Source organism: Achromobacter anxifer, from assembly GCF_903652925.1.
Classification (GTDB): Bacteria; Pseudomonadota; Gammaproteobacteria; order Burkholderiales; family Burkholderiaceae_B; genus Achromobacter; species Achromobacter anxifer.
Map to the genome: position 1 here is coordinate 282,827 of NZ_CAHLAR010000001.1, position 23,353 is coordinate 306,179.

The window sequence follows — 23,353 nt, forward strand, 5'->3', positions numbered from 1 at the left end:
TCAGCTCCTTGCTGTGGTCTGGAAGTGCATGGGTTCCAGTCTGGAGAGCTGACAGGGGCGCAGAGGTTACGCGAGCATTACTTTTTTGTAATGTGAAGAGAAAACCGAGTCAGATCGGCTTCACTGCGACCTGGCATAGTCCGCCACGATGTCCCGGGCCCGTTGCGCCGCATCCGTGACATTGAACTCCAGCAAGGTATAAATGCGCCCCGCGCCGTCCACGGAGGAATAGGCGCTGGCGCCTGAAAGCCTGTCGCTTTCCTGTCTGATGTAGACCGCGTATTCGTCGCGGCCGAGGTAGTCGGGGCGGTTCTTGTAGCGCGCTTCAAAGAAATCCAGCGCCGCGGCCCTTTCGGCCGGGACTCCGCCCGCCGCGTTCGCACGGTAATCGGCGAACAGCATCCTGGGACGATCCGGATGTCCGTTCTCTGCCGCGGACAGGGTCTCGCAGTCGATCGCCATCAAGACGACCGTCACGCCGCGATTCGCTTGCGGTTTGAATGTTTCGTAGATGCGCTGCTGATAGCCCGGCTTGTCAGCCCGGATTTCACAAAGCCCGGCGGGGAGCGGGCCGGCCAGGATGCCGCTCGATGCGCTGGCCAGGATTGCGCAGGACAGGATGTACAGGAGAGGGCGGGCGGCGGTCATTGGTTTTCCGGCCAACGCGTAAAGATCGCATCCTGCTCCAGCGCCCGCCTGCGCCAGGCATTCAGCAGTTCGGCCAGGGCTTCGTGGCTGAGCCCGTACGTTTCGCCCAGGCTGGAATTGCGGCCGACGAAGTGTCTGTTGAGTCCTGCCTTGCCGGCGCGGTCGACGGCGTCGTCGTCGAAGGCGATGACCTTGGGCACCGAGCTGCTGATGCTGGCCAGGGTGAATTCGCTGGTGTCCTGCCAGCGGATCTTTCTTTTGTTCCACACCTGCCTGGTTTCGAAGCCGTCGCGGCTCAGGAGCAAGCGGGTATCGTCCTTCACGGCGCGCAGCAGCAGCGCGACCGAGCCCAGTAGAAAAAACACGGAACCCGGCCAGAGGAGCAGCTGCTTGAGCGGCGGCAGCGATTCGTGAAGCAGCATCCACAGGATTACGCCGCCGAAGATTGCCGACAGCAGCGAGAAAACCAATAGCTTGCCTTTTGGGGCCTTCAGCTCCAGGGGGCCTGGATATCGCGCCAGCAGCGTCGAGGCCGAGCGCTTGTCGCGCTGGAGCAGTTCCGGCCATATCTGCAGGACTGCGGTCACGGCGCAGATGGCGAAGAACAGCGTGACGGGAATGCCCGCTTCGGCCTTGTCCAGGATCATGCCCGAGCCCAGGAAAACGAATACGACGCTGATCGCCAGGCAGGCATAGGCGAGCAGGTTCGCGCGCTTGCGGCCGGATGCGCGTTTCGAGGCGGGGGAGGCGGGGAGCTGTGTCATGGATATCCAGTGCGGCAACCGCCACTCAAGGCTTGTGGCGGGCCAGGATTTCGTCGCGCGGTCCCGCGTCCACCACGCGCCCGGCTTCCATCACCACGATGGTGTCGAAGCGGCTGAGCAGGCTGGGCCGGTGCACCGAGGCCACGATGCAAGCCGAAGGAAACGCAGCATACATGCGGTCGAACACCCGGCCTTCGGCTTGCGGGTCCAGCGCGCTGGTGGGTTCGTCCAGCAGCAGCAGGGAGCTGCCCTGGGCCGCCAGCGCGCCGCGCGACAGGGCCAGGCGTTGGCGCTGTCCGCCGGACAGGTTGCTGCCCCGCTCGTTCACCGGGCTGGAGAGGCCGTCGGGCATGCGTTGCAGCACTTCGTCGAACACGCCGGTGTGCACGGCGGATTGCAGCGCCGCAGGGTCCGCGGGTTCGCCGAAGGTGAGGTTCTCCTGCACGCTGGCTTCAAAGACCTCTGCTTCTTGCGGTATCAAGGTGGCCAGCGTGCGCAGTTCGGACCACGGCACGGGCTTGCCGTCGCGCAGCAGCTCGCCTTGCTGCGGCGGATAGAGGCCGGCGAGGGTGCGCAGCAGTGTGCTCTTGCCGCCGCCGCTGGCGCCGATCAGCGCGACGCGTGAACCGCGCCGCAATACCAGGTCTACGCCGTGCAGGCCGCCGCGCCCTTCATCCGAATAGCGCCAGGTGGCGCCGCGCAATTCCAGGGTCTGCCAGGGCGCGTCGGCCTGCACCGCGGGCACGACGGCCTCGGGGTCGCCGGGCGCCTGCCAGATGGGCTCTGCGCTGCTGAAGTCGGTGTGCATGCGCGAGAAGCTCTGGAAGTTGGAGGCGATCGCGCTGACCACCGAGGCCGCCTGCTGGGCGTATTGGTAAATCATGAAGATGGTGCCCAGCAGCAAGGCCTGTCCGGGTTCGCGGTGCCGCAGCACGTATTCCACCACCAGTATCCAGGTGAGGCACATGCCCATCAGGTCCACCACGCACCACTTGACCTCGTTGACCCACAAGGCGCGGCGCAGGGGCTTCATGACCGTTTCCAGGCGGCGGCCCAGCACTTTGCGCGAGGCCGCCTGCAACCGCAGGCCGATCACGGTGCCCGCATTGCTGACGAAGTCGAGCAGCGCCGCCACATAGCGGCGCTCCTGGTCGTTCTCGGAGCGCGCCAGGCGCATCAGTGCCAGGTCGAAACGCAGCGTGATGAGGGCGATGATCAGATAACCGCTGACGGCGATGAGGCCGCTGGCGTGCGACAACAAGGTCAGCGCGATCAGCGGGCCCACGAAGTTCAAGGCGCTGTGCAGGTAGCCATACATGCTGCGCGCGAAGGTCGACAGGGCGCGGCTGGATTGCAGCACGCGGTGCTGCAGGTCGCCGGAATGCCGGCCGTCGCGCCAGGTCAAGGGGGCCGCGGCGATGCGGGCATAGAGATCGTCGGCCAGCCGTTCGCGCACGCGCACGCCGACGTTGCCTTCCAGGACGCGTCCGGGGCCATGGAATACCCAGGACATGATGTAGCTGCCGACCAGGAACAGGATCCAGAGGCCGGCCGTGGACATGTCGTTCTGCTGCAGGGCGTTGATGGCGTGGGAGGCCAGCCAGGGCAGGGTCAGCTTCACCAGCTGCGCGCCCGACAGCAGCGCGATGGCGCCGATCAATTGCCGGCGCGCGCCGTCGGCATAGCGCCAGAGCGCGCGATACAGCACGAGCGCCGCGCGGCTCATGCCGATGGAGGAGGACGGAGAAGAGGAGTCAGGCTTCATCGCGTAGGGGGAAAGTCAGGGAGGGCACGCCAGGGATAATGCTATCCGACGCGCGCTGCTGCAATCCCAAAGCAAAAAGCCCCGCCAAAGGCGGGGCCAAGTGCTTGAATTCATTGGTGGCCTGGGGCGGAATCGAACCACCGACACAAGGATTTTCAATCCTCTGCTCTACCGACTGAGCTACCAGGCCAACGCGAAAGTCCGCAACTATACACAATATCCGCGTCATGTGGGCGGCTGGCCGGGGTCGGGCGGGGCGCCGCGGGCCTGGGCGAGAAGGGCGCCGGCTTCGGGGGAAACGCTGCGCAGGCGCAGTTCGGTCTGCGGGAAGGGGATGTCGATGCCGGCCTGTTTCAGCGCCGCGTACATGCGCGACAGCATGTCGCTGCGGATGGACATCCATTGGTCGAAGTCCGGCGTCCAGGCGCGGACGCTGAAATCCAGGGCGCTGGGGCCGAAACCCATGAAGAGCGCGATGGGCGCCGGCTGCGTGGATACGCCCAGGGTGCCGCGCGCGACCGAGGCCAGCAGTTCGATGGCCTGGGCGGGGTCGGTGCCGTAGGCCAGGCCCACGTTGATCTCGATGCGGCGGTTGCGATCCAGCATGGTCCAGTTGGTCAGCTTGTCGGACAGCAGGGTGCCGTTGGGCACGACCACGTCGGCGCCTTCGAAGGTCTTGATGCGGGTGGCTCGCATGCCGATGTCGCGCACCTGGCCGGAGGTGTCGCCGATCTCCACCACGTCGCCGGGCTGGATCGGGCGCTCGAACATCAGGATCAGGCCGGACACGAAGTTGTTGACCACGTTCTGCAGGCCGAAGCCTATGCCCACGCCCAGGGCGCCGAGCACGATGGCGAGCTGGCTGGTCTTGACGCCGGCCGCCGACAGGGCCACGGCCAGGCCCAGCAGCAACACCGAATAGTAGGTCAGCGAGGCGATGCTGTTGCCCACGCCGCGCGGCAGCGGCATGCGGGCCAGCAGCTCGTCGTGCAGCACCAGGCGGATGGCGCGCGCGGCCCAGAACGCGATCAGCACGGAGATCGCGAACACCAGGATGTTGCCCAGGCTGAGCGTGATGTCTCCGAGCGCCAATGTGTACGACAGCACTTTCGTTGCGATGGCGTAGGTGGCGCGCAGGATCCGGAAGCGGTCCATCGTGTAGATCGTCCAGCCCACGACCGCGGCGGCGGTCACCAGGCGGATCAGCAGTTGCACCAGGGGCGGGGCGTGCTCGCGAGCGAGCCGGAAGCGCGACACGCCGGGCCGGGCCAGCACCAGCTGCAGCAGGGTGACGATGATGGTGACGCCGGCGTAGAGCATCAGGCCGAAGTAGCCGCTGCTGATGACGGCGCTGGTCAGCATTTCCGCCAGCGACAGGTTGCCGACGAGGTTGGCGACGCCGGCAATCGCCAGCAGCGCCACCGCGGCCCAGGCGCCGGCACGCACCGCCTTGTGCAATCGGCCGGGAGCCTGGGCGGTGCCGCGGCGCTTGGCGCGGGCTCGCAGCCAGATTGCCGTGGCCAGGGCCAGCACGGTGATGACGAGATTGTGCAGCCGGTACAGCGTCTCGCTGGCCAGGAAGAATATGCCCAGCCGCTCGGCCAGATACAGGCCGGTAATGGCGTAGGGCCACAGGTCCAGTTGCTCGCGCGCGGTCGGCGGCAGCAGTCGCAGGACGGGCACGACCGCCAGTAGCAGCGCGAACTGCAGCACGATCAGCGGCGCGTCCGACTCCAGCAGCTGCACGCCCATCATCGCCAGCAGCAGCCACGCCGATAGCGGACGCCCCAGCACCCGCGCGGCCGTCTCGCTCATTTCACCCGCCCGGATCGCATGGCGGCTGTGCCAGGCCAGCCAGAGCAGCAGCGGCAGCAGCACCACTTGCAGCACGTGCAGTGCGATCTGGTTGCCGGTATCGGCCGCTGCGTACTGGCGGGCGAAGCGCAATTCCATTTCCAGGCCGCTCAGGAGATAGGCCCGCGCTTCGCTGCGGGCCATGGACGTGAAGGTGGCGGCCCACAGCGGCGGTCCGTCCAGTTCGAGCAGGCGGGAGTCGATGTAGGAGATGGCTTCGGCGACCGCCCGCTGTCCGGCCTGGATGCGCTCTTCGACGGAGTTGGCGCGCTGGCCCAGCGCGATCTGGCGGGCCAGCGGCACGGACAGGGCTTGTTCGGCTCGAGCCAGTTGGGCGATGACGGAATCGATCCGGGTATTCAGCGCGGGCGGCAGGTCGACGGCGCCAGGGGCGTTCTTGAGCGCTTGCCATGCTTCGCGGCGGCGCGCCAGTTCGGCGGCATCGCTGGCATAGGCGGCGGTCGCCTGCCGCATATCCTCTTGCCAGTTGGCGAAACCGCGGGTGTCGAACATCCAGTGCCGCTCCAGGCTTTCCAGCCGCATGATGGGTAGGGTGCGCAATTGGGCCGGCTGGAACTGTTGGAGCTTTTCGTCGATGGACCGGGAAATCGCCTCCAGGCGCGGCGCCAGCGAGTCCGTGGGGTCGGCTCCCATGATGCGTTCCATGACGCTTTCGGCATAGCGGTGATCGGTGTCCGCGCGTAGGGGGATCTCGGCCACCAGGATCGCCTGGGCCTGCGTGGGTGGCGGGGCGGGATGGGGCGGCGCCGTCATGGCGTTTTGCCCGAAAGCCGGGGCGAGCAGGCCCGCAAGCAGTGCAATCAGGCCGAAAAGCGCTTTTGCTTGGGCGCGCATGTCGCGGCTCCGGTGGGAGGATGCAGCGGGCGGGCGTTATGGAAGGACAGCGTCTTACGATATCGCGGAAACTGCGGGGCGGGGAAGGGGACGCGACGGGCGTTTTGTAGGCAAAACGTCGCGGGCGTGGTTGGCCGCTACTCATAGGGTCAAGATTCTTCTTGCGCTGCGGCCGCTGATGAACAGTCCCTGCGAGAGCTCAAGCGAAAAGCAATCCCTGCCTGACCCGCGAAGGCGCGTCTGACCCTTGCAAAAACGCTTTTCATCGGCGATATTCGTAATTCGCGAATAGCGAATATCGCCGATGAAATGGAACTGAAACCCCAAGACCTGCTGGTATTGCTAAAGGTGGCCGCGCATCCGCCGCAGCGCTGGACTTACGCCGCGCTGGGCGCAGCGCTGTCCATGAGCGCCTCGGAAGCGCATGCGAGCGTGAAGCGCGCCTTGGCGTCGGGCCTGGCGGTGGCGCCGGCACGCGGCCAATGGTCGCCGGTACGTGCCAACCTCCTGGAGTTTGTCCTGCACGGTGCGCGCTATGTCTGGCCACCCATACTGGGACCGGTCAAGCGTGGCGTGCCGACAGCCTTCGGTACTGACCCTTTGGCCAGCCAATTGACGGTAGTTCCAGGGGAGGCGCCCGTGTGGGCACATCCCACGGGAACATCCAAAGGGCCCACGCTTTCTCCCCTCTACCGCACAGCACCGCAGGCTGCTCTTTCAGACCCGGCGCTGCACCGTCTGCTGGCGCTGCTGGATGCCTTGCGCGTGGGGCGCGCCCGCGAGCGCGCGCTTGCCGCCAAGCTGATGGAGACCGAATTGATGCGCAGTGATGCAGGAGTTGCCGATGCGGGCTGATGACCCCAACCTGCCTTACTTGCGCAGCATTGCCGAAGCGCTGGGCGAACTGCGAGCGCAAGTTGTGTTTGTCGGCGGCGCCGTGGCAGGCCTGTTAATCACGGACCCATTGGCCGACCCCGTTCGCGCCACGCGCGATGTCGATGCGGTGCTGGAGGCCAATCGTGGCAACTTTCATCGCTTCGAAGAAGCCTTGGCGGCGCGCGGGTTTGCGCGCGATGTGGGTAGCGATGTCATTTGCCGCTGGATACACAAGGTATCTGGCGTGCTTTTTGACCTTATGCCCGTGCGGCCGGAGGTCCTGGGCTTTTCCAATCGCTGGTATCCCTACGCGGTCGAGACCGCCGGTCCCATGGACCTGGGAAATGGCGTCACGATCAAGCTAATGAGCGCCGTCGCCTTTGTCGCCACCAAGCTTGAAGCGTTCGCTGGCCGAGGAGGTGGCGATTTTATGAACAGCCATGACCTGGAAGATGTGTTGAACATCATCGACGGGCGTGAGGAACTGGCCGCGGAATTGGCCGTCGCGCCAGTCGAATTGCGCCAATCCGTGGGCGCTGCATTCGCCCGGCTCGTCAAGAATCCCGATTTCGCGAATGTGCTGCCAGGTCTTATTGCCGAGCCGGAGCGTGCCGATCTCATCATGGAACGCCTGAACAGCTTCAGCCAGTGAAGCCGCACGGCGTCCGGAATGATCGCAGTCAAGAACATTGGAAACTGACTGGCCAAAGCAAAAAGCCCCGCTTTCGCGAGGCTAGGTGCTGAAATCTTTTGGTGGCCTGGGGCGGAATCGAACCACCGACACAAGGATTTTCAATCCTCTGCTCTACCGACTGAGCTACCAGGCCAACGAAGTCCGCAACTATACACAATTTTTGAGGCTTGTGCCAGTTGAGGGCAAAAAATCCAGATTTTCTCGCCCTCAGCCTGATCGAAGGACGAATCGCGGGCCGAGGCGCGATGAGCTTGCGGCGGCGCTCGGCCCAGGTTCCGCCCGCAATCGGCTGACTGTTGGGCGGAGGGCACGAAAGGTGCGACCCAGGGTCGCGGCCGGGGGGTGAAATGGCCTGGGGATAACCCGCGGGGGTATAATGATGAGCGGTCCGATGCTGCGGCAAAGCCTGCGGCGTCTTGTTCTTAGTGGCAGTTTTTGAGCTTACGCGCGGATGGCCCGTCCATCCTTCCCACATGTCGGTAGCTGTCCTTGCCTTCGGTCTGAATCACACGTCCGCGCCGGTTTCGGTCCGCGAACGCGTGTCCATGCCCGTCGATCTGGTGAAGCCCGCGCTGGAAGGCCTGCGCTCGGCGTTCGGCGGTTCGGTCCGCGAAGCCGCCATCCTGTCCACCTGTAACCGCACCGAAATCTACTGCGCCGCCGACGGCCACGTGGCCGACCAGCTGCCCGCCTGGTTGGCCGATTACAACCGCCTGGACGCCGGCGCGCTGCGCCCGCATCTCTACCGTCACCATCAGGACGACGCCGTCCGCCACGCCTTCCGCGTGGCCAGCGGCCTGGATTCGATGGTGCTGGGCGAGACCCAGATCGTGGGCCAGATGAAGGACGCCGTGCGCGCCGCCGGCGAAGCCGGCTCGCTGGGCACCCTGTTGCACCAGATGTTCCAGCGCACCTTCTCGGTGGCCAAGGAAGTCCGGTCGCAGACCGCCATCGGCGCCCAATCGGTGTCCATGGCCGCCGCCGCGGTGCGCCTGGCCGAACGCGTGTTCGGCAACCTGGACCAGGCCCGCACGCTGTTCATCGGCGCGGGCGAAATGATCGAATTGTGCGCCACGCACTTCGCCGCGCAGCGTCCGCGCAGCATGGTGGTGGCCAACCGCACGGCCGAGCGCGCCGAACTGCTGGCCAATCGCTTTTCGGCCAGCACCATGAAGTTGTCGGACCTGACGGACCGCCTGTCCGAGTTCGACGTCATCGTTTCCTGTACGGCAAGCTCCCTGCCCATCCTCGGTTTGGGGATGGTGGAACGGGCCACGCGCCTGCGCCGCCACCGGCCCATGGTCATGATCGACCTGGCCGTGCCGCGCGACATCGAACCCGAAGTCGGCCGCCTGGACGACGTCTACCTGTATTCGGTGGATGACCTGGGCCGCCTGGTGCAGACCGGCACCGACGCGCGCCGCGCGGCCGTGGTGCAGGCCGAAGCCATCATCGAAACCCGCGTCCAGGGCTTCATGCACTGGATGCAGTCCCGCGAAGTGGTACCCGTCATCCGCGACCTGCACCAGGCCGCCGAGGACGTCCGCAGCGCCGAGCTGGAACGCGCCCGCCGCCTCTTGGCGCGCGGCGAATCGCCGGAAGCCGTGCTTGAACAATTGGCCCACGGCCTGACTCAGAAGTACCTGCACGGCCCGCTGGCGGCCCTGAACCGCAGCGAAGGCGAGGACCGCAAGCAGCTGCTTGCCTGGATGCCGCGCCTGTTCCCCGGCCGCGACTCCCGCCGTTAGCGACGCTGTCCCACGTCCCGCCTCCCGGCGGGCGTTCGTCTTTTTGGGCGCCCGCGATCCGCTTTCCCGCTTTTCTTTTTGGTCATTCCCCATGAAATCTTCCATGCGCAGCCGGCTGGAGCATCTGTGTCACCGCCTCATCGAGGTCGACGCCCTGCTCGCCGAACCGGAAACCGCGTCCGACATGGACCGTTTCCGCAAGCTCTCGCGCGAACGCGCCGAACTGGAGCCCGTGGTCGAGGCCTTTTCGGCCTTCGCCCGCACCGAGGAGGATCTGGCAACGGCCCAGGAAATGTTGTCCGACCCGGACCTGAAGTCCATGGCCGAGGACGAGATCAAATCCGGCCGCGTCAAGCTGGAAAAGCTGGAAGGCGCGCTGCAATTGCTGCTGCTGCCGCGCGACCCCAATGACGGGCGCAGCGTGTTCCTGGAAATCCGCGCCGGCACGGGCGGCGACGAAAGCGCGCTGTTCTCGGGCGACCTGCTGCGCATGTACACGCGCTACGCGGAACAGCGCGGCTGGCGCGTGGAGCTGATGTCGGAAAGCCCGTCCGAGCTGGGCGGCTACAAGGAAGTGATCGCGCGCATCGACGGCGATGGCGCCTATGGCCGCCTGAAGTTCGAATCCGGCGCGCACCGGGTGCAGCGCGTGCCCGCCACCGAGGCGCAGGGCCGTATCCACACCTCCGCCTGCACGGTGGCCATCATGGCCGAAGCGGACGAGATGTCGGAAATCGTCATCAACCCCAGCGACCTGCGCATCGACACCTTCCGCGCCAGCGGCGCGGGCGGCCAGCACATCAACAAGACCGATTCGGCGGTGCGCATCACCCACTTGCCGACCGGGCTGGTGGTGGAGTGCCAGGACGACCGTTCGCAGCACCGCAACAAGGACAAGGCCATGCAGGTGCTGGCCGCGCGCCTGAAAGACAAGGAAACCCGCGAGCGGCAGAGCAAGGAAGCCGCCGAGCGCAAGAGCCTGATCGGCTCGGGCGACCGGTCCGAGCGCATCCGCACCTACAACTTCCCGCAGGGTCGCGTGACGGACCATCGCATCAACCTGACGCTGTACAAGCTGCAGCAGATCATGGAAGGCGATCTCGAAGAGCTGACCGGCGCGCTGATTTCCGAACACCAGGCCGAGCAGCTGGCGGCGCTGGGCGACGACGTTTGAGTCCGGCCATGACGCCGCCCCAGCTGAAAAGCCTGCTGCTCGACACGCGCCTGCCGCGCCTGGAGGTGCGCATGCTGCTGGAGCACCTGCTGGCCAAGCCGCGCGCCTGGTTGCTGGCGCACGATACCGATCCTCTGGAGCCCGAGACGGCCGCTGCCTACGAGGCCCTGGCCCAGCGGCGGCTGGCCGGGGAGCCCATGGCTTATCTGCTGGGCCACCGCGAATTCATGGGGCACCGCTTCCGGGTCACCCCTGACGTGCTGATTCCCCGCCCGGATACCGAGGTGCTGGTGGAAACCGCGCTGGAATGCGTGGCCGGCGTGGCCGCGCCCGCCGTGCTGGACCTGGGCACCGGCAGCGGCGCGATCGCGATTTCGATCGCGCTGGCGCGCCGCGATGCGCGGGTGATGGCGTCCGACCTCAGCGCGGCCGCGCTGGCGGTGGCGGCGGCCAATGCCTGGGACCTGGCCGCGTCCGTGCGCCTGGTCGAAGGCAACTGGTATGAAGCCGTGCCCGCGGGCGAAGGCTTCGACCTGATCGTGTCCAATCCGCCCTACGTGGCCTGCGACGATCCGCACCTGGAGCTGGGCGACGTGCGCTTCGAGCCGCGCGGCGCGCTGACCGACGGCGCGGGCGGCCTGGAAGACCTGGCCCGCATCGTCCAGGGCGCCAGCCGCCACCTGAAGCGGGGCGGCGCCCTGTGGATGGAGCATGGCTGGGACCAGGCGCAGGCGGTGCGGGACCTGCTGGCCGCGGCCGGCTTCCAGGACGTGCACAGCCGCCAGGACCTGGCCGGGATCGAGCGGATTTCGGGCGGACGGCTGCCTGCCTGACCCGATTCCCGGTGGGGCGCCCGGGGTATCCGGGCGGATTTTCCCGCTGTACCTATAATTGGCGTATTCCGTTATGCCTGTCCAAGAGACCACCATGAGCGACGTTCAAGAATTCATCCGCGAAACCGTGACCCAGCACCCCGTCGTGCTGTTCATGAAGGGCACCGCCCAATTCCCGCAATGCGGCTTTTCCGGCAAGGCCATTCAGATCCTGAAGGGCTGTGGCGTGAAGAAGCTGGTCACCGTCAATGTGCTGGAGGACGACGAAGTCCGCCAGGGCATCAAGGAATTCTCCAACTGGCCCACGATTCCGCAGCTGTACGTGGCGGGCGAGTTCATCGGCGGCTCGGACATCATGAACGAGATGAACGAATCCGGCGAACTGAAGACGCTGCTGGATCAATCCGGCGCAACGGCCTGATCCGTCCATGCGGCGGCTGGTCATCGGCATCACGGGCGCCACTGGCGCGCTCTATGCGGTGCGCATGCTGCAGGCATTGCGCGGCGTGGACGATGTCGAAACCCACCTGGTGGTCTCGGCGTCCGGCGTGCTGAACATCAAGCACGAACTGGACGTCAGCCGCCACGATGTCTATGCCCTGGCGGACCACGTGCACAGCGTGCGCGACGTGGGCGCCACCCTGGCCAGCGGCGCGTTCCAGACGGCCGGCATGGTGATCGTGCCCTGCTCCATGCGCACCCTGGCGGCCGTGGCGCACGGCCTGTCGGACAACCTGATTACCCGCGCCGCCGACGTGACCCTCAAGGAACGTCGGCGCCTGGTGATGATGGTGCGCGAAACGCCCTTCAACCTGGCGCACCTGCGCAACATGACCGCCGTCACCGAAATGGGCGGCATCGTGTTCCCGCCGCTGCCCGCGTTCTACCACCGCCCGGCCTCCATCGAGGAAATGGTGGATCACACCGTGGCGCGGGTGCTGGAACTGTTCGACATCGTCGTGCCCGGGCCGCATTGGGAAGGCATGAAGTAGGCGCGAGACCGCGCCTGCAAGCGCTCCCGCATCAAACGCGCGAAACCTTCACGCGTACTTCCCCGTCAGTCCCCCATCCACTACCAATTCGGTTCCCGTGATGTAGGACGCCTCGTCCGAAGCCAGGAACGCGACCGCGTTTGCTACTTCCCAGGGCGTGCCCATGCGGCCAATCGGCACCTGCCTGTCGCGCGCGGCGCTGGCGGCACGGGCGTCGGCGTCGAACATGCGCGCCACGTTCCTGGCCACCCGCGGGGTGTCGATCAATCCCGGTATCACCGTGTTCACGCGGATACGGTCGGCGGCGTATTGCTGCGCGGCCATCCGCGCGAAATGGATCACGGCGGCCTTGCTGACGCTGTAGGCCAGATGTGGATACCCCGTGTAGCGGATGCCGGCCACCGAGGACACCGTGACGATGGCGCCGCCGCCCTGATCTCGCATGAGCGGAGCCAGCAGGCGCGTGGCGATCAGCAGGCTGGTCACGTTCACCTGCTGGATGCGGTCCCACTCTTGCAGCGTGATGTCTTCGGGGCCGCCGACCTTGCCGATGCCGGCGTTGGCCTGCAAGACGTCGATGCGTCCGTAGCGGCGCAGCGCGGCGTCCAGCGCCGCTTGCATGGCGGCGGGATCGGCGACGTCTGCCTGTACCGGCAACGCGCTGCCGCCCGCCTGCTCGACTTCGTGGGCCGCGTCCTCGGCTGCAGCCAGGTCGGCGTCCAGCGCGACGATGGCGGCGCCCTGGCGCGCCAGCGTCACGCAGCTGGCCTTGCCTATGCTCCAGCCGGGGCCGGACGAACCGGCCCCGGCCACCAGCGCGATCTTGCCCGCCAGGCGTCCCGCCGGCGCTCCGGCAGTCATGGCTGCTCTCCGTCCTGATGCGTCTTGCCCTTGCCCACGTAGGGAATGGCGTGGTCTATGGTTTCCCAGATGTAGCGTCCCGACGGGCTCTGCTGTTCCTCGGCCACGTGCGACACCAGCCCGGCGGCGCGCGAGATGACGGCGAAGCCGCGCATCAGTTCGGTCGGCACGCCGATCTCGCTGAGCAGCGCGGCGACCGCGCCGGTGGCGTTGATGGTGATGTGCTTGCCGTAGGTTTCGTCGATGGCGGCCGAGAGCAGGCGCAGCGCCTTGAGCGAGTCGCCCTTGAGGTCCGGTTCGGCCTCGGCCAGCGCCAGCAGCTTGATCGAGCGCGGGTCGTCCGGCTTGTGCAGGTGATGGCCGAAGCCGGGCAGGGCGCTGCGCGATTCGCGGTGTTCGCGGGCGATGGCCAGTGCCTCGGCGCGGCCGTCCTGGGCCTGGCGGATGCGGTCCAGCAGGCGCGAGCAGTTTTCCATGGTGCCGACGAACTGGCTGCCCACCGCCATCAGGCCGGACGCCACCGCGCCCTGCAGGTTCTCGGGCGCGCTCATGTAGATCAGCCGCGTGGCGATGGCGCTGGGCGTCAGGCCATGCTCCATCAGGGTGACCAGCACCGCGTCGACGATGCGCAGGTCCACCGGGCGAGCCTCGCGGCCCAGGATCTGCATGATCATGACTTCGGTGAACGTCTTCTTGCCGATCAGGTCCTCGACCAGGTCCACGTCGCGGTAGGACATGCCGGTCAGGTGATGCGCGCAGAGGTGGGTTTCGGGCGTTTTCATGAGGTCTCCTTCAGGGCCGCGTCGCGCACGGCGTTTTTCAGCACCTTGCCCACGCTGGAGCGCGGCAGGCTGTCATGGATGTGGAACTGCTTGGGCGTGGCCACGGGGCCGAGCAGGCCGCGCACGTGCGCCTTGAGCTCGTCCTCGCTAACTGCTGCGCCGGGATGGAACTGGACCGCGGCATGGACCGCCTCGCCCCACTTGTCGTCGGGCAGGCCGAAGACCGAGCACTCGTACACCGCGGGGTGCGCGGACAGCGCGTTCTCCACGTCCACGGGATAGATGTTGAAGCCGCCTGTGATGATCACGTCGCGCAGGCGGTCCTTCAGGAACAGGTAGCCGCGCGCGTCGATCAGGCCGGTGTCGCCAGTGTGCAGCCAGCCCTCCACGACCGTCTCGGCCGTTTTCTCGGGCAGACGCCAGTAGCCGGACATGAGCAGGTCGCCCTGCACCACGACCTCGCCGATCTCGCCGCGCGGCAGCAGCGCGCCGTCGGGCGACATGATGGCCACGTCGGTGAGCCAGGTGACGCGCCCGACCGAGGCGCGGTTCTCCGGCGCTTCGAGGTCGGCGGGTCGCAGCACCGTGACGATCTGCGGCGCCTCGGTCTGGCCGTAGGTGGTGCCCAGCACCGGGCCGAAGAAGGCGCGGGCGCGGTCGATCTTCTCCACGGGCATGGGGGCGCCGCCGTAGATCAGGTTGCGCAGGCGCGGGAAGTCGGCGCGCGTCACGCCGGGCTGCGCCATGATCATGTAGATCAGCGTGGGCGGCATGAAGCTCAGGGTGCCGCCGCGCTCGCGGAAGGCGGTGGTGATGCTGGCCGGCGTGACGCCGTCCAGCAGCAGATGGGCGCCGCCGCGCGCCAGCACCGGCAGCAGGTAGGTGCCGGTGCCGTGCGTGATGGGGGCGGCCACGACGTAGCGGTCCTCGTGCGTGAGCCCCCAGCTGGCGATCTGGTTGATGATGCCCGCGTTCCAGGCGTGATACGGCTGCATCACGCCCTTGGGCAGGCCGGTGGTGCCGCCGGTGAACTTGATGGCCTGGGTGGCGTCGCGCGGCAGCGCATGGCGTTGCGGCTCGCGGCCCGCGCAGCGGGCCAGCAGCGCGTCCAGCGCCAGCGGCGCCGCCGCGTCTTCCAGGTGGATGTGGCGGCGGCCCTGCGGCGCCTGGGCCGCGGGCGCCAGCTGCGCGCCCGCGCCATCCACGATCACGATGGACGGTTCGGTGGCGTCCAGGATGCGCCCGATCTCGCGCTCGGTGCTGCGGTAATTCAGCGGCACCCACACCTTGCCGCTGGCCAGCACGGCCAGCAGCGCCAGGATGTGCCGCGCCGAATTGCCGGCGCAGATCGCCACGCGAGTCTGCGGCGCGGGGTCCAGTTCCTGCAGGGCCGCGGCCAGCGCCCGCGTGTCGGCGGCCAGCCGCGAGTACGTGACCTGGCCCTCGGGACCGTCCAGCGCGATGCGGTCCGGATACTGCTCGGCGGCGCGGAAGAAGAAATCTATCGGGTACATCCTGGCGTTCCTAGTTGGCTTTGAGGTTGGCGCGCTTGACGACGGCGCCCCACTTGTCGATCTCGCTGGCGATCTTGCTGGCGTAGGTTTCGGGCGTATTGGGTTGCGCCGGCGCGTAGAAGCCGGACTGCTGGTAGGACGCCTGCAGGGCGGGGCTGGCCAGCGCCTTGTTGATGGCCTGGTTCAAGCGTTCGATGACGGGCTTGGGCGTGCCCGCCGGCGCCATCACGCCGAACCAGGATTCCACGTCGAAGCCCGGCAGGCCGGATTCGGCCAGAGTGGGCGTGTCCGGCGCGGACGGCAGGCGCTGCGGCGACGTGACGCCGAGGGCGCGCAGCTTGCCGGCCTGTACGTGCGGCAATGACGAGGGCAGGTTGTCGAACATGGAATCCACCTGGCCGCCCAGCAGATCGGCCACGGCCGGCCCGCTGCCCCGGTAGGGCACGTGCAGGATGTCCGTGCCGGTCTGCATCTTGAACAGCTCGCACGACAGGTGGATGGACGAACCGCTGCCCGAGGAGGCGCAGGTCAGCTTGCCGGGGTTTTTCTTGGCGTAGGCCACATACTCCTGCACCGTCTTGACCGGGAGCTTGGGATTGACGACCAGGATGTTCGGAATGGTCGCCAACATGCCGACGGGCTCGAAGCCCTTCACGAAGTCGTAGTTGAGCTGGCTGTACAGCGTGCGGTTGATGGTGTTGGCGATGGAACCCACGTACAGCGTGTAGCCGTCGGGCGCCGCGCGCGAGACGATTTCCGCGCCGATATTGCTGTTGGCGCCGGTCTTGTTCTCCACCACGATGGTCTGGCCCAACTCTTCCGTGAGCGCTTTCGCCATCAGGCGCGCCACGATGTCGGTGGCGCCGCCCGCGGCATAGCCGACCACCAGCGTCACGGGACGCTCGGGATAGGGCTTGGCCGCCAGGGCCGGGGCCGCGAGCAGGGCGCCCAGGGCGGCCGCCGCAACGGCCCACCGCTTGCTTTGCATCTTCATTGTTGTCTCCGTCCTGTTTGTCTAATATTTGGACAAATCTGCGTCTGCCCGGCTTCATATTGGGCTTTGATAGAGGCCTCATCAACGCAAGCTGTCCAAAAAATGAACAAACCAGAATCCGAAGGTTCGGGGCCGCGGGTGTTGCGCCGCGGGCTGCGCGTGCTGGGCGTACTGCGGCAGGCGGGGGCGGCGGGCATGCATGTCGTGGACATCGCGCGCGCGGCGGGCATGCAGCGCACCACGGCCTACCGTTACCTGGATGTGCTGGCGCAGGAGGGCTATGCGTTGCGCGAGTCCGATGCGCCGCGCTGGCGCGTGGCCGAGCTGGGCGTGATGCTGGCGGGCGATCCGCATGCCCAGGCGGTGCGCGACCTGCGGCCGGTGTTGCGTCAGATCAGCGATGTCAGCGGCGACTCCGCCTTTCTCATCTGCCGCGCGGCCAACGATTCGCTCTGCTTGCACCGCGAGGTGGGCAACTACCCGGTGCAGGTGCTGGCGGTCACGGTGGGGCACCGCCAGCCGCTGGGCGTGGGGGCGGCCGGGCTGGCGCTATTGGCGGCGCTGTCGCCGGACGAATCGGACGAGGTGATCGCGCAGAACGAGCAGGCTCTGCGCGCCTATGGCGGCATGACGGTGGCGCAGATGCGGCGTCTGGTGGAGAACACGCGCGGTCGCGGCTGGTCCGTGGTGGGCAATGCCGCGGTGCCCGGCGTGCTGGGCGTGGGCGTGGCTCTGTGCGACGCGGGCGGCTATCCGAGATTGGCCGTCAGCGTGTCCAGCCTGATCAGCCGCATGCAGGCCGCGCGCCAGCGCAGCATCGCCGACCTGATCCGCGCCCAGCTGGCGCGGGACGAGGCCCAGGCGCAGCGCTGGACGTTTGCGGGATCGGCGGACGGCTAGAGCCGTCCGCGCATGAACGCCGGACCTTATGCCGCGGCGGGCACGCGGTAGGTCTTCTGGTAGTGCACAGTGAAGGTCTTGAACGCGTCCAGAGCCTTGTGCGGATCGTGGCCGGGCTTGACCAGGAAGCTGTCGAAGCCGACCCGCGCCTGGTAGTGGATGGTGTCGATCATCACGTCGCCCACCGCGCGCAGTTCACCGTGCCATTGATAGCGCGTGCGCAGCAGCTGCGCCAGCGAATAGCCGCGGCCATCGGTGTAGACCGGAAAATCCACCGCGATGAAGGCGATGCCGGCAGGGTCCAGGGTGCCGTCGGCCTCGGCCAGGTCGCGCAGGTCGGCGTCGGGGTCGAGCTGGACCGCGACCGGATGCTGATGGCGGCGTAGCGCGGCGCGCGACGCCTTCCAGGTGGACAGCGGCACGATCCAGCCGGGCGCGTCGCTGGGCAGCTGGCCCTCGGCGGGGACTTCGGGTTCGGGCGTGAAGACGTGCGAGGTGTCGGCTTCCAGGCGGCCGTTGCGGATCAGGTGCGGGCCGGGCGCGTCGTGCGGATAGATTTCAGACATGGGCGGTCTCGGCTTGCTGCGCAGGTTTGGCGAATGCTGGATCGGAGTAGACGTCCTGCTTGAAGGGATCGATGCCGACGCGGTCCACCACGTCGATGAAGCGTTCCTCTTCGCTGTCGCGCAGGCCCAGATAGGTGCGGATCAGGCGGTCCACCACGCCCGCGACCTGGTCGCGCGCGAACGAGGGGCCGATGATGCGGCCGATGGCGGCGCCGCCGCCGCGCGTGGATTCGATGTCGGGCAGCGGCTTGGCGGCGCCGTTCTGGCGGCCGCCGATGGTGACCTGGTACCACTCTTCGCCGGCCTTATCGACGCCGAGGATGCCGATGTGGCCCACGTGGTGATGGCCGCAGGAATTGATGCAGCCCGAGATGTTCAGGTCCAGCTCGCCGATCTCGAACAGGTAGTCCAGGTTGTCGAACTGGCGCTGGATGGCTTCGGCCACGGGAATGGAGACGGCATTGGCCAGCGCGCAGAAGTCTCCGCCCGGACAGGCGATGATGTTGGTCAGCAGCCCGATGTTGGGCGTGGCCAGGTTCAGCTCCTGCAGCGCGGTCCAGAGCTCGTGCAGGCGCGCGCGGCGCACGTCGGCAAGGATCAGGTTCTGCTCGTGCGAGACGCGCAGCTCGCCGAAGCCGTAGTCGTCGGCCAGGTTGGCCACCGCGTCCATCTGGTCGGCGGTGATGTCGCCCGGCGGTACGCCGGTGGGCTTGAGCGACACGGTCACGGCGGCATAGCCGGCGGCCTTGTGCGCATGCACGTTGGTGCGCAGCCAGCGCGCGAAGCGCGGATCGGCGGCGGCCAGCGCGGCGGTGTTGTCGACGTCCTGCGCGGCCGCCGGATCGTATTGCGGCCAGACGAAGCGGGACTTGATGCCGTCGACGAATTCCTGGGTGATGGTGTCCGGGCCGCCCTTGATGAGCTGCCATTGCTCGTCCACCTGCTGCGCGTAGACTTCCGGCGTCAGGTCCTTGACGAGGATCTTGATGCGCGCCTTGTACTTGTTGTCGCGGCGGCCATGCAGGTTGTAGACGCGCAGCGCGGCCTGCAGATAGGTCAGCAGGTCCTGCCATTCGACGAAGGGATTGATCAGCTTGCCGACGATGGGCGTGCGGCCCAGTCCGCCGCCGACCCAGACGCGAAAGCCCAGCTTGGCGTCGCGCTCGACGGCCTGCAGGCCGATGTCGTGCACGCCCACGGCCGCGCGGTCCTGTACCGCGCCGCTGACCGCGATCTTGAACTTGCGCGGCAGGAAGGCGAATTCCGGGTGCAGCGTGGACCACTGGCGGATGATCTCGCACCACACCAGCGGATCCACCAGCTCGTCCGGCGCGACGCCGGCGAAGTGGTCGGTGGTGGTGTTGCGGATGCAGTTGCCGCTGGTCTGGATGGCGTGCATCTGCACCGTGGCGAGTTCCGCCAGGATGTCCGGCACGTCTTCCAGCTTGGGCCAGTTGAACTGGATGTTCTGGCGGGTGCTGAAATGGCCGTAGCCGCGGTCCCACTTGCGCGCGATGTGCGCCAGCGTGCGCAATTGGCGCGAGGCCAGGATGCCGTAGGGGATGGCCACGCGCAGCATGGGCGCATGGCGCTGGATGTACAGGCCGTTCTGCAGGCGCAAAACGCGGAATTCATCTTCCGTTAGTTGGCCATCGAGGAAGCGGCGCGTCTGGTCGGAGAATTGCGCCACGCGTTGCTCGACGAGCTGCTGGTCGACGGGGTCATACACGTACATGTCTACTGCCCTTGAAGTCTTCTCGGTCTGAGCCCCTGCGCTCGCCTGGCGCAATGCGGCAGGGAAAAGGGGTTCATAACCGTAACAGGCAGCTGTAGCGACCGTCTAAGTCATTCTGGTAATAAGATCATGCCCCCGTTCTGGTAACAGGATCATGCCCGCAGGGTGGGTGAGGCGCGAGGGCGGGGGCCAGAACGCAGGCGCCGAATGCGCGCGACCCAGCATGCAGCGATCAACCGTAGATGCAGTTCGTGAAGCGCTGAAGGCGTGATGGGTTACGCGCGCTTGATAGCGGCGTTCTGGTCCCCCGCCTTGTCGCGCTGCACCCATCCCACGGACCATCTACACCGCCGCGTTCACCGCCCATCTCGCCGCCAGCACCAGAATGACGACCAGGCAAGCCGCCATCAGCAGCCCGGTCAATATCAATGGCGCCGGCTTGTTGTTGGCGATGTCGGCATCGTAGCCGCGGCCGCGGCGCACGCCGAAGAATCCCCACAGCACGGATTTGACCGTGCGCAAGAAACCGAGCATCTCGTCCCTCCCAAGGCGTAGTGGCGGATAACGCCAATGTAGGCTGCCCAGGGAGGCGGAAACAGATGCAGATCCGCCTTACTCGACCGTATCAGCCTGCGCGCCGTCGGGGGCGCCGATGCCGCGCACGATGTGGTCCAGCAGTTCGCGCGCGGCGGGCGAGACATGGCGGCCGGCGCGGCTCAGCACGTGCAGGCTGCCCTGGTTGAGGATGGGGTTGGCCAGCGGCAGGCTGGCCAGGCGCTGGGCCCGCATGTCGGCCGTGACCGCGATGGGCGGCGTCAGGGCGTAGCCGATGCCGGCCGCCGCGAACTGCCACAGCGCCTTGAAGGACGAGGTGGTCAGCACATTGCGCAGCCGCACCTGTTCGCTGATCTCGGCGGCCTGGATGTGCTGGCGCACGCCGAAGCCTTCCTGCATCGACGCCCCGGGATATTCGGCCAGGTCGGTCAGCAGCAGGGGGCGGCGCAGCCGGGTCAGCGGATGATCCTCGCGCACGATGGCGCGGATCGGCTCGGGCCGCGAGTAATGGGTGCGCAGGCGGGCGTCGTTGGGCGGCTGGAACACCAGTCCTATATAGGCTCGGTCATCGACGATGCGCTGCACGATCTCGGAGGTGCGCGCCACGTCGATGTCCAGCGTGACCTCGGGGTGGCTGCGCCAGTAGCCGGGCAGCACGCGTTCGAACATCAGCTCCACGAAGCCCTCGCCCAGCACCAGGTCTATATGTCCTCGTTCTGCCTTGCGCAGGCTGTCGATCTCGGAGAAGAAGCTCTCCTGGATATCCTGCTGGCGCTTGATGTAGCGCGCCAGGATGTGGCCCGCGTCGGTCGGCACCACGCCGCGTCCGCGGCGCTCGAACAGGGCGATGCCGCAGTCGCGCTCCAGCGCGGCGATGGCGCGGCTGACGGCGGACGGGTCCATGTCCAGCACTTCGGCCGCGCCACGCACCGAGCCGCGGCTCATGACCTGCATGAAGTAATGGGTGCGGCGGGCGTCGAGTTTTTCGTCCATGGCGGGGACTCCGGAGCGGGAATGCGGCGGCAGATCCACAGATAAAATAAGGGTTTACCCTTGCATGATCCGAGATCATGCAAAATTTTCCCTGGAAAAGCTTGTCCGTTGCATTTTACGCAACGTTTATGCGCCAGCCCTGTCATGGTTGCGCGCCGGGCCCCCGGCGAAAATCGGCCCTGCTGCGCGCGCCATCGCCGCCGCCGCGTTGCGCCGCCCGCTGCGGGCGCAGGCCGGCCGGGATTGCGGCGGGCAGCCACGACGACTATTCACGTTCATCAGGGGAATCCGATGTCTCACGCCAGCGCCAGCCTGGCCGCGCCCTCCATGCCGCTATCCGGGCGCATCCGCATGCTCGCCGCCATCCTGCTGGTGGTCGTCATTGCCGAAGCGATCGGCAGCGCCACCTTCAACGTGGGTCCGGGCAAGATCATCCTGCAGCCGATGTTGTGGGCCATCTTCATCGGCGCCATCGTGGCCGCCATCGGCCAGCGCCTGCCCGCCGGCCTGAACATCGACACGGCCATGCAGACCCGCATCAGCGGCTATCTGCAGTACGCGCTGCTGCCCTTCCTGGCCAAGCTGGGCCTGATGGTGGGCGGCGCCTTGCCGCAGGTGCGCGAAGCCGGCTGGGCGCTGGTCTTCCAGGAATTCGGCCACTTCTTCGGCACCATGGCCGTGGGCCTGCCGCTGGCCCTGCTGCTGGGCATCAAGCGCGAAGCCATCGGCGCCACCTTCTCGGTGGGCCGCGAGCCCAGCCTGGCCATCATTGGCGAACGCTACGGGATGAATTCGCCCGAAGGCCGCGGCGTGATGGCCGAGTACATCACTGGTACCGTGATCGGCGCGCTGTTCGTGGCGTTGATGGCCGGCTTCATCACCAGCCTGAACATCTTCGATCCGCGCTCGCTCGCCATGGGCGCCGGCGTGGGTTCGGGCAGCATGATGGCCGCCGGCGTCGGCGCGATCGCTTCCCAGCAGACGCCCGAGGTCGCGCACCAGGTGGCCGCGCTGGCCGCCGCCGCCAACCTGCTGACCACGGTGGTGGGCGTGTACTTCACGCTGTTCATCTCGCTGCCGACCACGATTTTCCTGTACGGCAAGCTGGAGCCCGTGCTGGGCCGCTTCTCGCGCGGCAAGGCCGAGGCCGCCGTGACCGCCGACGAGCCGGTCACGCAGGACGCGCCGGCGCACGGCGCCAAGATGGGCTTCGGCGACCGCCTGACCGCCTACGTCATCTGCGGCCTGTTCGCCCTGGTGGGCAACCGCCTGGGCTACAACGTGCCCTTCGCCGACGCCCTGCCGGGCATGGGCATCATCATCCTGCTGGTCGTCATCACCGACCTGGTGCTGCGCGTGGTGCCCAAGCTGCCGGCCGTGTTCGTGCTGTCGCTGATCGCCATGACCGCCGGCTGCCCGGGCGTGCTGCCGTACTCGGACCAGATCATCGCCCTGGTCGGCAAGGTGAACTTCCTGCCGTTCACGACGGTGATCCTGGCCATGGCCGGCCTGTCGATCCTGAAGGACCTGCCGGCCTTCCGCAAGCTGGGCTGGAAGATCGTGGTGGTGTCCCTGGCCGCCAATGCGGGCACCTTCCTGGGCGCGACCATGATCGCGGAATTCTTCCACTGAGCGCAGCTCGCCACGAATGAAAAACCGCCTGATGCGTCAGGCGGTTTTTTTTTTCGGCTGGTCAGGCTGGTCAGGGCTTGAAGCCCGGCCGGTAGCGCGCCTGGTCCGTGACGTTCTCGGTCGCGCCGATGTTGGCGACCTTGGGTATGCCCAGGCCCGCCGCCTTCATGGCCACGGCCGTCTGCAGTTCCTGGACCTGCGGATTGCCCATGGCCAGGCGATAGGCCTGCAGCGGCATCAGGCCCTCGATGGTGCCCAGGTCATTGGCGGAGCCGGCGCGCTGCGCCACGGGATCCGGCTGCGCGGCGTAGTCCTCGACCGCGCGCCGCATGCGCGAGTCCGCGTACAGGTCGCGCAGCGCATCCGCGTGCGGGGCGGCGAAGGCGGTCAGCGGCAGCGCCGGTCGCGGGTCCGCGCGTTCGCGCACGGCTTGCGCCGCATGGCTTGCAGCGGCGGCCTTGGCTGCCTGTACCTGGGCGACGTCGCGGGTCGCGAGGAATGGATGTGTGGCGTCCAGCGCGGCGGAGCGCGCGGGGTAGGGCGCGGCAGCCCGGGAGATGGCGGAGATCGCAGCGACGTTCATGCTGTGCCCCTTCTGGTGATGGCCGGCGGATTGGC

22 protein-coding genes and 2 tRNA genes are annotated in these 23,353 nt (G+C 67.2%); 9 read left to right on the forward strand and 15 right to left on the reverse strand.

What is annotated here, in order from left to right; translation table 11 throughout:
- Nucleotides 1-120 precede the first annotated feature (120 nt).
- The 5 genes from HWY37_RS01345 to HWY37_RS01365 all read right to left on the reverse strand — a co-directional run bounded on the left by HWY37_RS01345 (nt 121) and on the right by HWY37_RS01365 (nt 5,886).
- Nucleotides 121-648: a hypothetical protein gene (locus HWY37_RS01345; protein ID WP_175207481.1), complete on the reverse strand. Its 528-nt coding sequence runs from the start codon at nt 646-648 to the stop codon at nt 121-123.
- The gene (locus HWY37_RS01350; RefSeq protein WP_176087664.1) at nt 645-1,412 is read right to left on the reverse strand and encodes a hypothetical protein; all 768 of its coding nucleotides are present in this window, start codon (nt 1,410-1,412) and stop codon (nt 645-647) included. The genes HWY37_RS01345 and HWY37_RS01350 overlap by 4 nt, the downstream gene beginning before the upstream one ends.
- 25 nt (nt 1,413-1,437) lie before the next feature.
- Nucleotides 1,438-3,177, reverse strand: a complete 1,740-nt coding sequence (locus HWY37_RS01355) for an ABC transporter ATP-binding protein (RefSeq protein ID WP_246302158.1) — start codon at nt 3,175-3,177, stop codon at nt 1,438-1,440.
- A gap of 114 nt (nt 3,178-3,291) precedes the next feature.
- Nucleotides 3,292-3,367 (reverse strand) — tRNA-Phe (locus HWY37_RS01360).
- A 35-nt stretch (nt 3,368-3,402) separates the two neighbouring features.
- On the reverse strand, nt 3,403-5,886 hold the full coding sequence (locus HWY37_RS01365) for a mechanosensitive ion channel family protein (protein ID WP_176087665.1): 2,484 nt from the start codon (nt 5,884-5,886) through the stop codon (nt 3,403-3,405).
- Nucleotides 5,887-6,195: 309 nt separating this feature from the next.
- Between HWY37_RS01365 and HWY37_RS01370 the strand changes: the two genes are divergently transcribed.
- Nucleotides 6,196-6,741 (forward strand): MarR family transcriptional regulator, encoded by a 546-nt coding sequence (locus tag HWY37_RS01370; RefSeq protein ID WP_175207484.1) that lies wholly within the window; start codon nt 6,196-6,198, stop codon nt 6,739-6,741.
- A complete protein-coding gene (locus HWY37_RS01375) occupies nt 6,731-7,414 on the forward strand; it encodes a hypothetical protein (RefSeq protein WP_176087666.1) in 684 nt (227 codons plus the stop codon). The genes HWY37_RS01370 and HWY37_RS01375 overlap by 11 nt, the downstream gene beginning before the upstream one ends.
- A 99-nt stretch (nt 7,415-7,513) precedes the next feature.
- On the opposite strand, the gene HWY37_RS01380 is transcribed toward HWY37_RS01375, so the two are convergent.
- Nucleotides 7,514-7,589 (reverse strand) — tRNA-Phe (locus HWY37_RS01380).
- A 340-nt stretch (nt 7,590-7,929) separates the two neighbouring features.
- Here HWY37_RS01380 and hemA point away from each other — a divergent pair.
- The 5 genes from hemA (at nt 7,930) to HWY37_RS01405 (ending at nt 12,203) form a co-directional block, all read left to right on the forward strand.
- Nucleotides 7,930-9,204, forward strand: coding sequence for a glutamyl-tRNA reductase (gene hemA / locus HWY37_RS01385; RefSeq protein WP_175207486.1), 1,275 nt, complete (start codon nt 7,930-7,932; stop codon nt 9,202-9,204).
- 91 nt (nt 9,205-9,295) lie between these two features.
- Nucleotides 9,296-10,378, forward strand: coding sequence for a peptide chain release factor 1 (prfA, locus tag HWY37_RS01390; protein ID WP_176087667.1), 1,083 nt, complete (start codon nt 9,296-9,298; stop codon nt 10,376-10,378).
- A gap of 8 nt (nt 10,379-10,386) precedes the next feature.
- Nucleotides 10,387-11,211, forward strand: coding sequence for a peptide chain release factor N(5)-glutamine methyltransferase (gene prmC / locus HWY37_RS01395; RefSeq protein WP_176087668.1), 825 nt, complete (start codon nt 10,387-10,389; stop codon nt 11,209-11,211).
- A 94-nt stretch (nt 11,212-11,305) separates the two neighbouring features.
- Nucleotides 11,306-11,632, forward strand: a complete 327-nt coding sequence (gene grxD / locus HWY37_RS01400) for a Grx4 family monothiol glutaredoxin (protein ID WP_042797530.1) — start codon at nt 11,306-11,308, stop codon at nt 11,630-11,632.
- Between the two features lie 7 nt (nt 11,633-11,639).
- Entirely contained in the window at nt 11,640-12,203 is a 564-nt protein-coding gene (locus HWY37_RS01405) for a UbiX family flavin prenyltransferase (protein WP_129530602.1), read from the forward strand.
- Between the two features lie 48 nt (nt 12,204-12,251).
- Here HWY37_RS01405 and HWY37_RS01410 read toward each other — a convergent pair whose 3' ends face one another.
- The 4 genes from HWY37_RS01410 to HWY37_RS01425 are packed head-to-tail and all read right to left on the reverse strand — an operon-like array spanning nt 12,252 to nt 16,354.
- On the reverse strand, nt 12,252-13,064 hold the full coding sequence (locus HWY37_RS01410; RefSeq protein WP_175207489.1) for an SDR family NAD(P)-dependent oxidoreductase: 813 nt from the start codon (nt 13,062-13,064) through the stop codon (nt 12,252-12,254).
- On the reverse strand, nt 13,061-13,846 hold the full coding sequence (locus HWY37_RS01415; RefSeq protein WP_175207490.1) for a citryl-CoA lyase: 786 nt from the start codon (nt 13,844-13,846) through the stop codon (nt 13,061-13,063). Before HWY37_RS01415 ends, HWY37_RS01410 begins: the two co-directional genes overlap by 4 nt.
- Nucleotides 13,843-15,360, reverse strand: coding sequence for a class I adenylate-forming enzyme family protein (locus HWY37_RS01420; protein ID WP_176087669.1), 1,518 nt, complete (start codon nt 15,358-15,360; stop codon nt 13,843-13,845). The genes HWY37_RS01415 and HWY37_RS01420 overlap by 4 nt, the downstream gene beginning before the upstream one ends.
- Nucleotides 15,361-15,370: 10 nt before the next feature.
- Nucleotides 15,371-16,354, reverse strand: a complete 984-nt coding sequence (locus tag HWY37_RS01425; protein ID WP_176087670.1) for a Bug family tripartite tricarboxylate transporter substrate binding protein — start codon at nt 16,352-16,354, stop codon at nt 15,371-15,373.
- 102 nt (nt 16,355-16,456) lie between these two features.
- On the opposite strand from HWY37_RS01425, the gene HWY37_RS01430 reads away from it, so the two are divergent.
- Nucleotides 16,457-17,254, forward strand: a complete 798-nt coding sequence (locus HWY37_RS01430) for an IclR family transcriptional regulator (protein WP_176087671.1) — start codon at nt 16,457-16,459, stop codon at nt 17,252-17,254.
- 26 nt (nt 17,255-17,280) lie between these two features.
- Here the strand turns inward: HWY37_RS01430 and HWY37_RS01435 are convergent, their stop codons facing one another.
- The 4 genes from HWY37_RS01435 to HWY37_RS01450 form a co-directional block, all read right to left on the reverse strand.
- Nucleotides 17,281-17,820 (reverse strand): DUF934 domain-containing protein, encoded by a 540-nt coding sequence (locus HWY37_RS01435; RefSeq protein WP_176087672.1) that lies wholly within the window; start codon nt 17,818-17,820, stop codon nt 17,281-17,283.
- Nucleotides 17,813-19,555, reverse strand: coding sequence for a nitrite/sulfite reductase (locus HWY37_RS01440; RefSeq protein WP_176087673.1), 1,743 nt, complete (start codon nt 19,553-19,555; stop codon nt 17,813-17,815). The genes HWY37_RS01435 and HWY37_RS01440 overlap by 8 nt, the downstream gene beginning before the upstream one ends.
- 342 nt (nt 19,556-19,897) lie before the next feature.
- Nucleotides 19,898-20,089 carry a DUF2970 domain-containing protein gene (locus HWY37_RS01445; RefSeq protein ID WP_176087674.1) on the reverse strand — a complete coding sequence of 64 codons (192 nt, stop codon included), beginning with the start codon at nt 20,087-20,089 and terminating at the stop codon, nt 19,898-19,900.
- A 78-nt stretch (nt 20,090-20,167) separates the two neighbouring features.
- Nucleotides 20,168-21,103: a LysR family transcriptional regulator gene (locus tag HWY37_RS01450; RefSeq protein WP_176087675.1), complete on the reverse strand. Its 936-nt coding sequence runs from the start codon at nt 21,101-21,103 to the stop codon at nt 20,168-20,170.
- Between the two features lie 291 nt (nt 21,104-21,394).
- On the opposite strand from HWY37_RS01450, the gene HWY37_RS01455 reads away from it, so the two are divergent.
- Complete coding sequence (locus HWY37_RS01455; protein WP_176087676.1) at nt 21,395-22,735, forward strand: DUF3100 domain-containing protein; 1,341 nt, start codon at nt 21,395-21,397, stop codon at nt 22,733-22,735.
- Nucleotides 22,736-22,805: 70 nt separating this feature from the next.
- Here the strand turns inward: HWY37_RS01455 and HWY37_RS01460 are convergent, their stop codons facing one another.
- Nucleotides 22,806-23,318 carry a hypothetical protein gene (locus HWY37_RS01460; protein WP_175207499.1) on the reverse strand — a complete coding sequence of 171 codons (513 nt, stop codon included), beginning with the start codon at nt 23,316-23,318 and terminating at the stop codon, nt 22,806-22,808.
- Nucleotides 23,319-23,353 lie beyond the last annotated feature (35 nt).

Excerpts from the sequence above, each read along its gene's own strand:
- HWY37_RS01345 (WP_175207481.1), bottom strand. The coding sequence starts at position 648 with ATGACCGCCGCCCGCCCTCTCCTGTACATCCTGTCCTGCGCAATCCTG.
- HWY37_RS01350 (WP_176087664.1), bottom strand. The coding sequence starts at position 1,412 with ATGACACAGCTCCCCGCCTCCCCCGCCTCGAAACGCGCATCCGGCCGC.
- HWY37_RS01355 (WP_246302158.1), bottom strand. The coding sequence starts at position 3,177 with ATGAAGCCTGACTCCTCTTCTCCGTCCTCCTCCATCGGCATGAGCCGC.
- HWY37_RS01365 (WP_176087665.1), bottom strand. The coding sequence starts at position 5,886 with ATGCGCGCCCAAGCAAAAGCGCTTTTCGGCCTGATTGCACTGCTTGCG.
- HWY37_RS01370 (WP_175207484.1), top strand. The coding sequence starts at position 6,196 with ATGGAACTGAAACCCCAAGACCTGCTGGTATTGCTAAAGGTGGCCGCG.
- HWY37_RS01375 (WP_176087666.1), top strand. The coding sequence starts at position 6,731 with ATGCGGGCTGATGACCCCAACCTGCCTTACTTGCGCAGCATTGCCGAA.
- hemA (WP_175207486.1), top strand. The coding sequence starts at position 7,930 with ATGTCGGTAGCTGTCCTTGCCTTCGGTCTGAATCACACGTCCGCGCCG.
- prfA (WP_176087667.1), top strand. The coding sequence starts at position 9,296 with ATGAAATCTTCCATGCGCAGCCGGCTGGAGCATCTGTGTCACCGCCTC.
- prmC (WP_176087668.1), top strand. The coding sequence starts at position 10,387 with ATGACGCCGCCCCAGCTGAAAAGCCTGCTGCTCGACACGCGCCTGCCG.
- grxD (WP_042797530.1), top strand. The coding sequence starts at position 11,306 with ATGAGCGACGTTCAAGAATTCATCCGCGAAACCGTGACCCAGCACCCC.
- HWY37_RS01405 (WP_129530602.1), top strand. The coding sequence starts at position 11,640 with ATGCGGCGGCTGGTCATCGGCATCACGGGCGCCACTGGCGCGCTCTAT.
- HWY37_RS01410 (WP_175207489.1), bottom strand. The coding sequence starts at position 13,064 with ATGACTGCCGGAGCGCCGGCGGGACGCCTGGCGGGCAAGATCGCGCTG.
- HWY37_RS01415 (WP_175207490.1), bottom strand. The coding sequence starts at position 13,846 with ATGAAAACGCCCGAAACCCACCTCTGCGCGCATCACCTGACCGGCATG.
- HWY37_RS01420 (WP_176087669.1), bottom strand. The coding sequence starts at position 15,360 with ATGTACCCGATAGATTTCTTCTTCCGCGCCGCCGAGCAGTATCCGGAC.
- HWY37_RS01425 (WP_176087670.1), bottom strand. The coding sequence starts at position 16,354 with ATGAAGATGCAAAGCAAGCGGTGGGCCGTTGCGGCGGCCGCCCTGGGC.
- HWY37_RS01430 (WP_176087671.1), top strand. The coding sequence starts at position 16,457 with ATGAACAAACCAGAATCCGAAGGTTCGGGGCCGCGGGTGTTGCGCCGC.
- HWY37_RS01435 (WP_176087672.1), bottom strand. The coding sequence starts at position 17,820 with ATGTCTGAAATCTATCCGCACGACGCGCCCGGCCCGCACCTGATCCGC.
- HWY37_RS01440 (WP_176087673.1), bottom strand. The coding sequence starts at position 19,555 with ATGTACGTGTATGACCCCGTCGACCAGCAGCTCGTCGAGCAACGCGTG.
- HWY37_RS01445 (WP_176087674.1), bottom strand. The coding sequence starts at position 20,089 with ATGCTCGGTTTCTTGCGCACGGTCAAATCCGTGCTGTGGGGATTCTTC.
- HWY37_RS01450 (WP_176087675.1), bottom strand. The coding sequence starts at position 21,103 with ATGGACGAAAAACTCGACGCCCGCCGCACCCATTACTTCATGCAGGTC.
- HWY37_RS01455 (WP_176087676.1), top strand. The coding sequence starts at position 21,395 with ATGTCTCACGCCAGCGCCAGCCTGGCCGCGCCCTCCATGCCGCTATCC.
- HWY37_RS01460 (WP_175207499.1), bottom strand. The coding sequence starts at position 23,318 with ATGAACGTCGCTGCGATCTCCGCCATCTCCCGGGCTGCCGCGCCCTAC.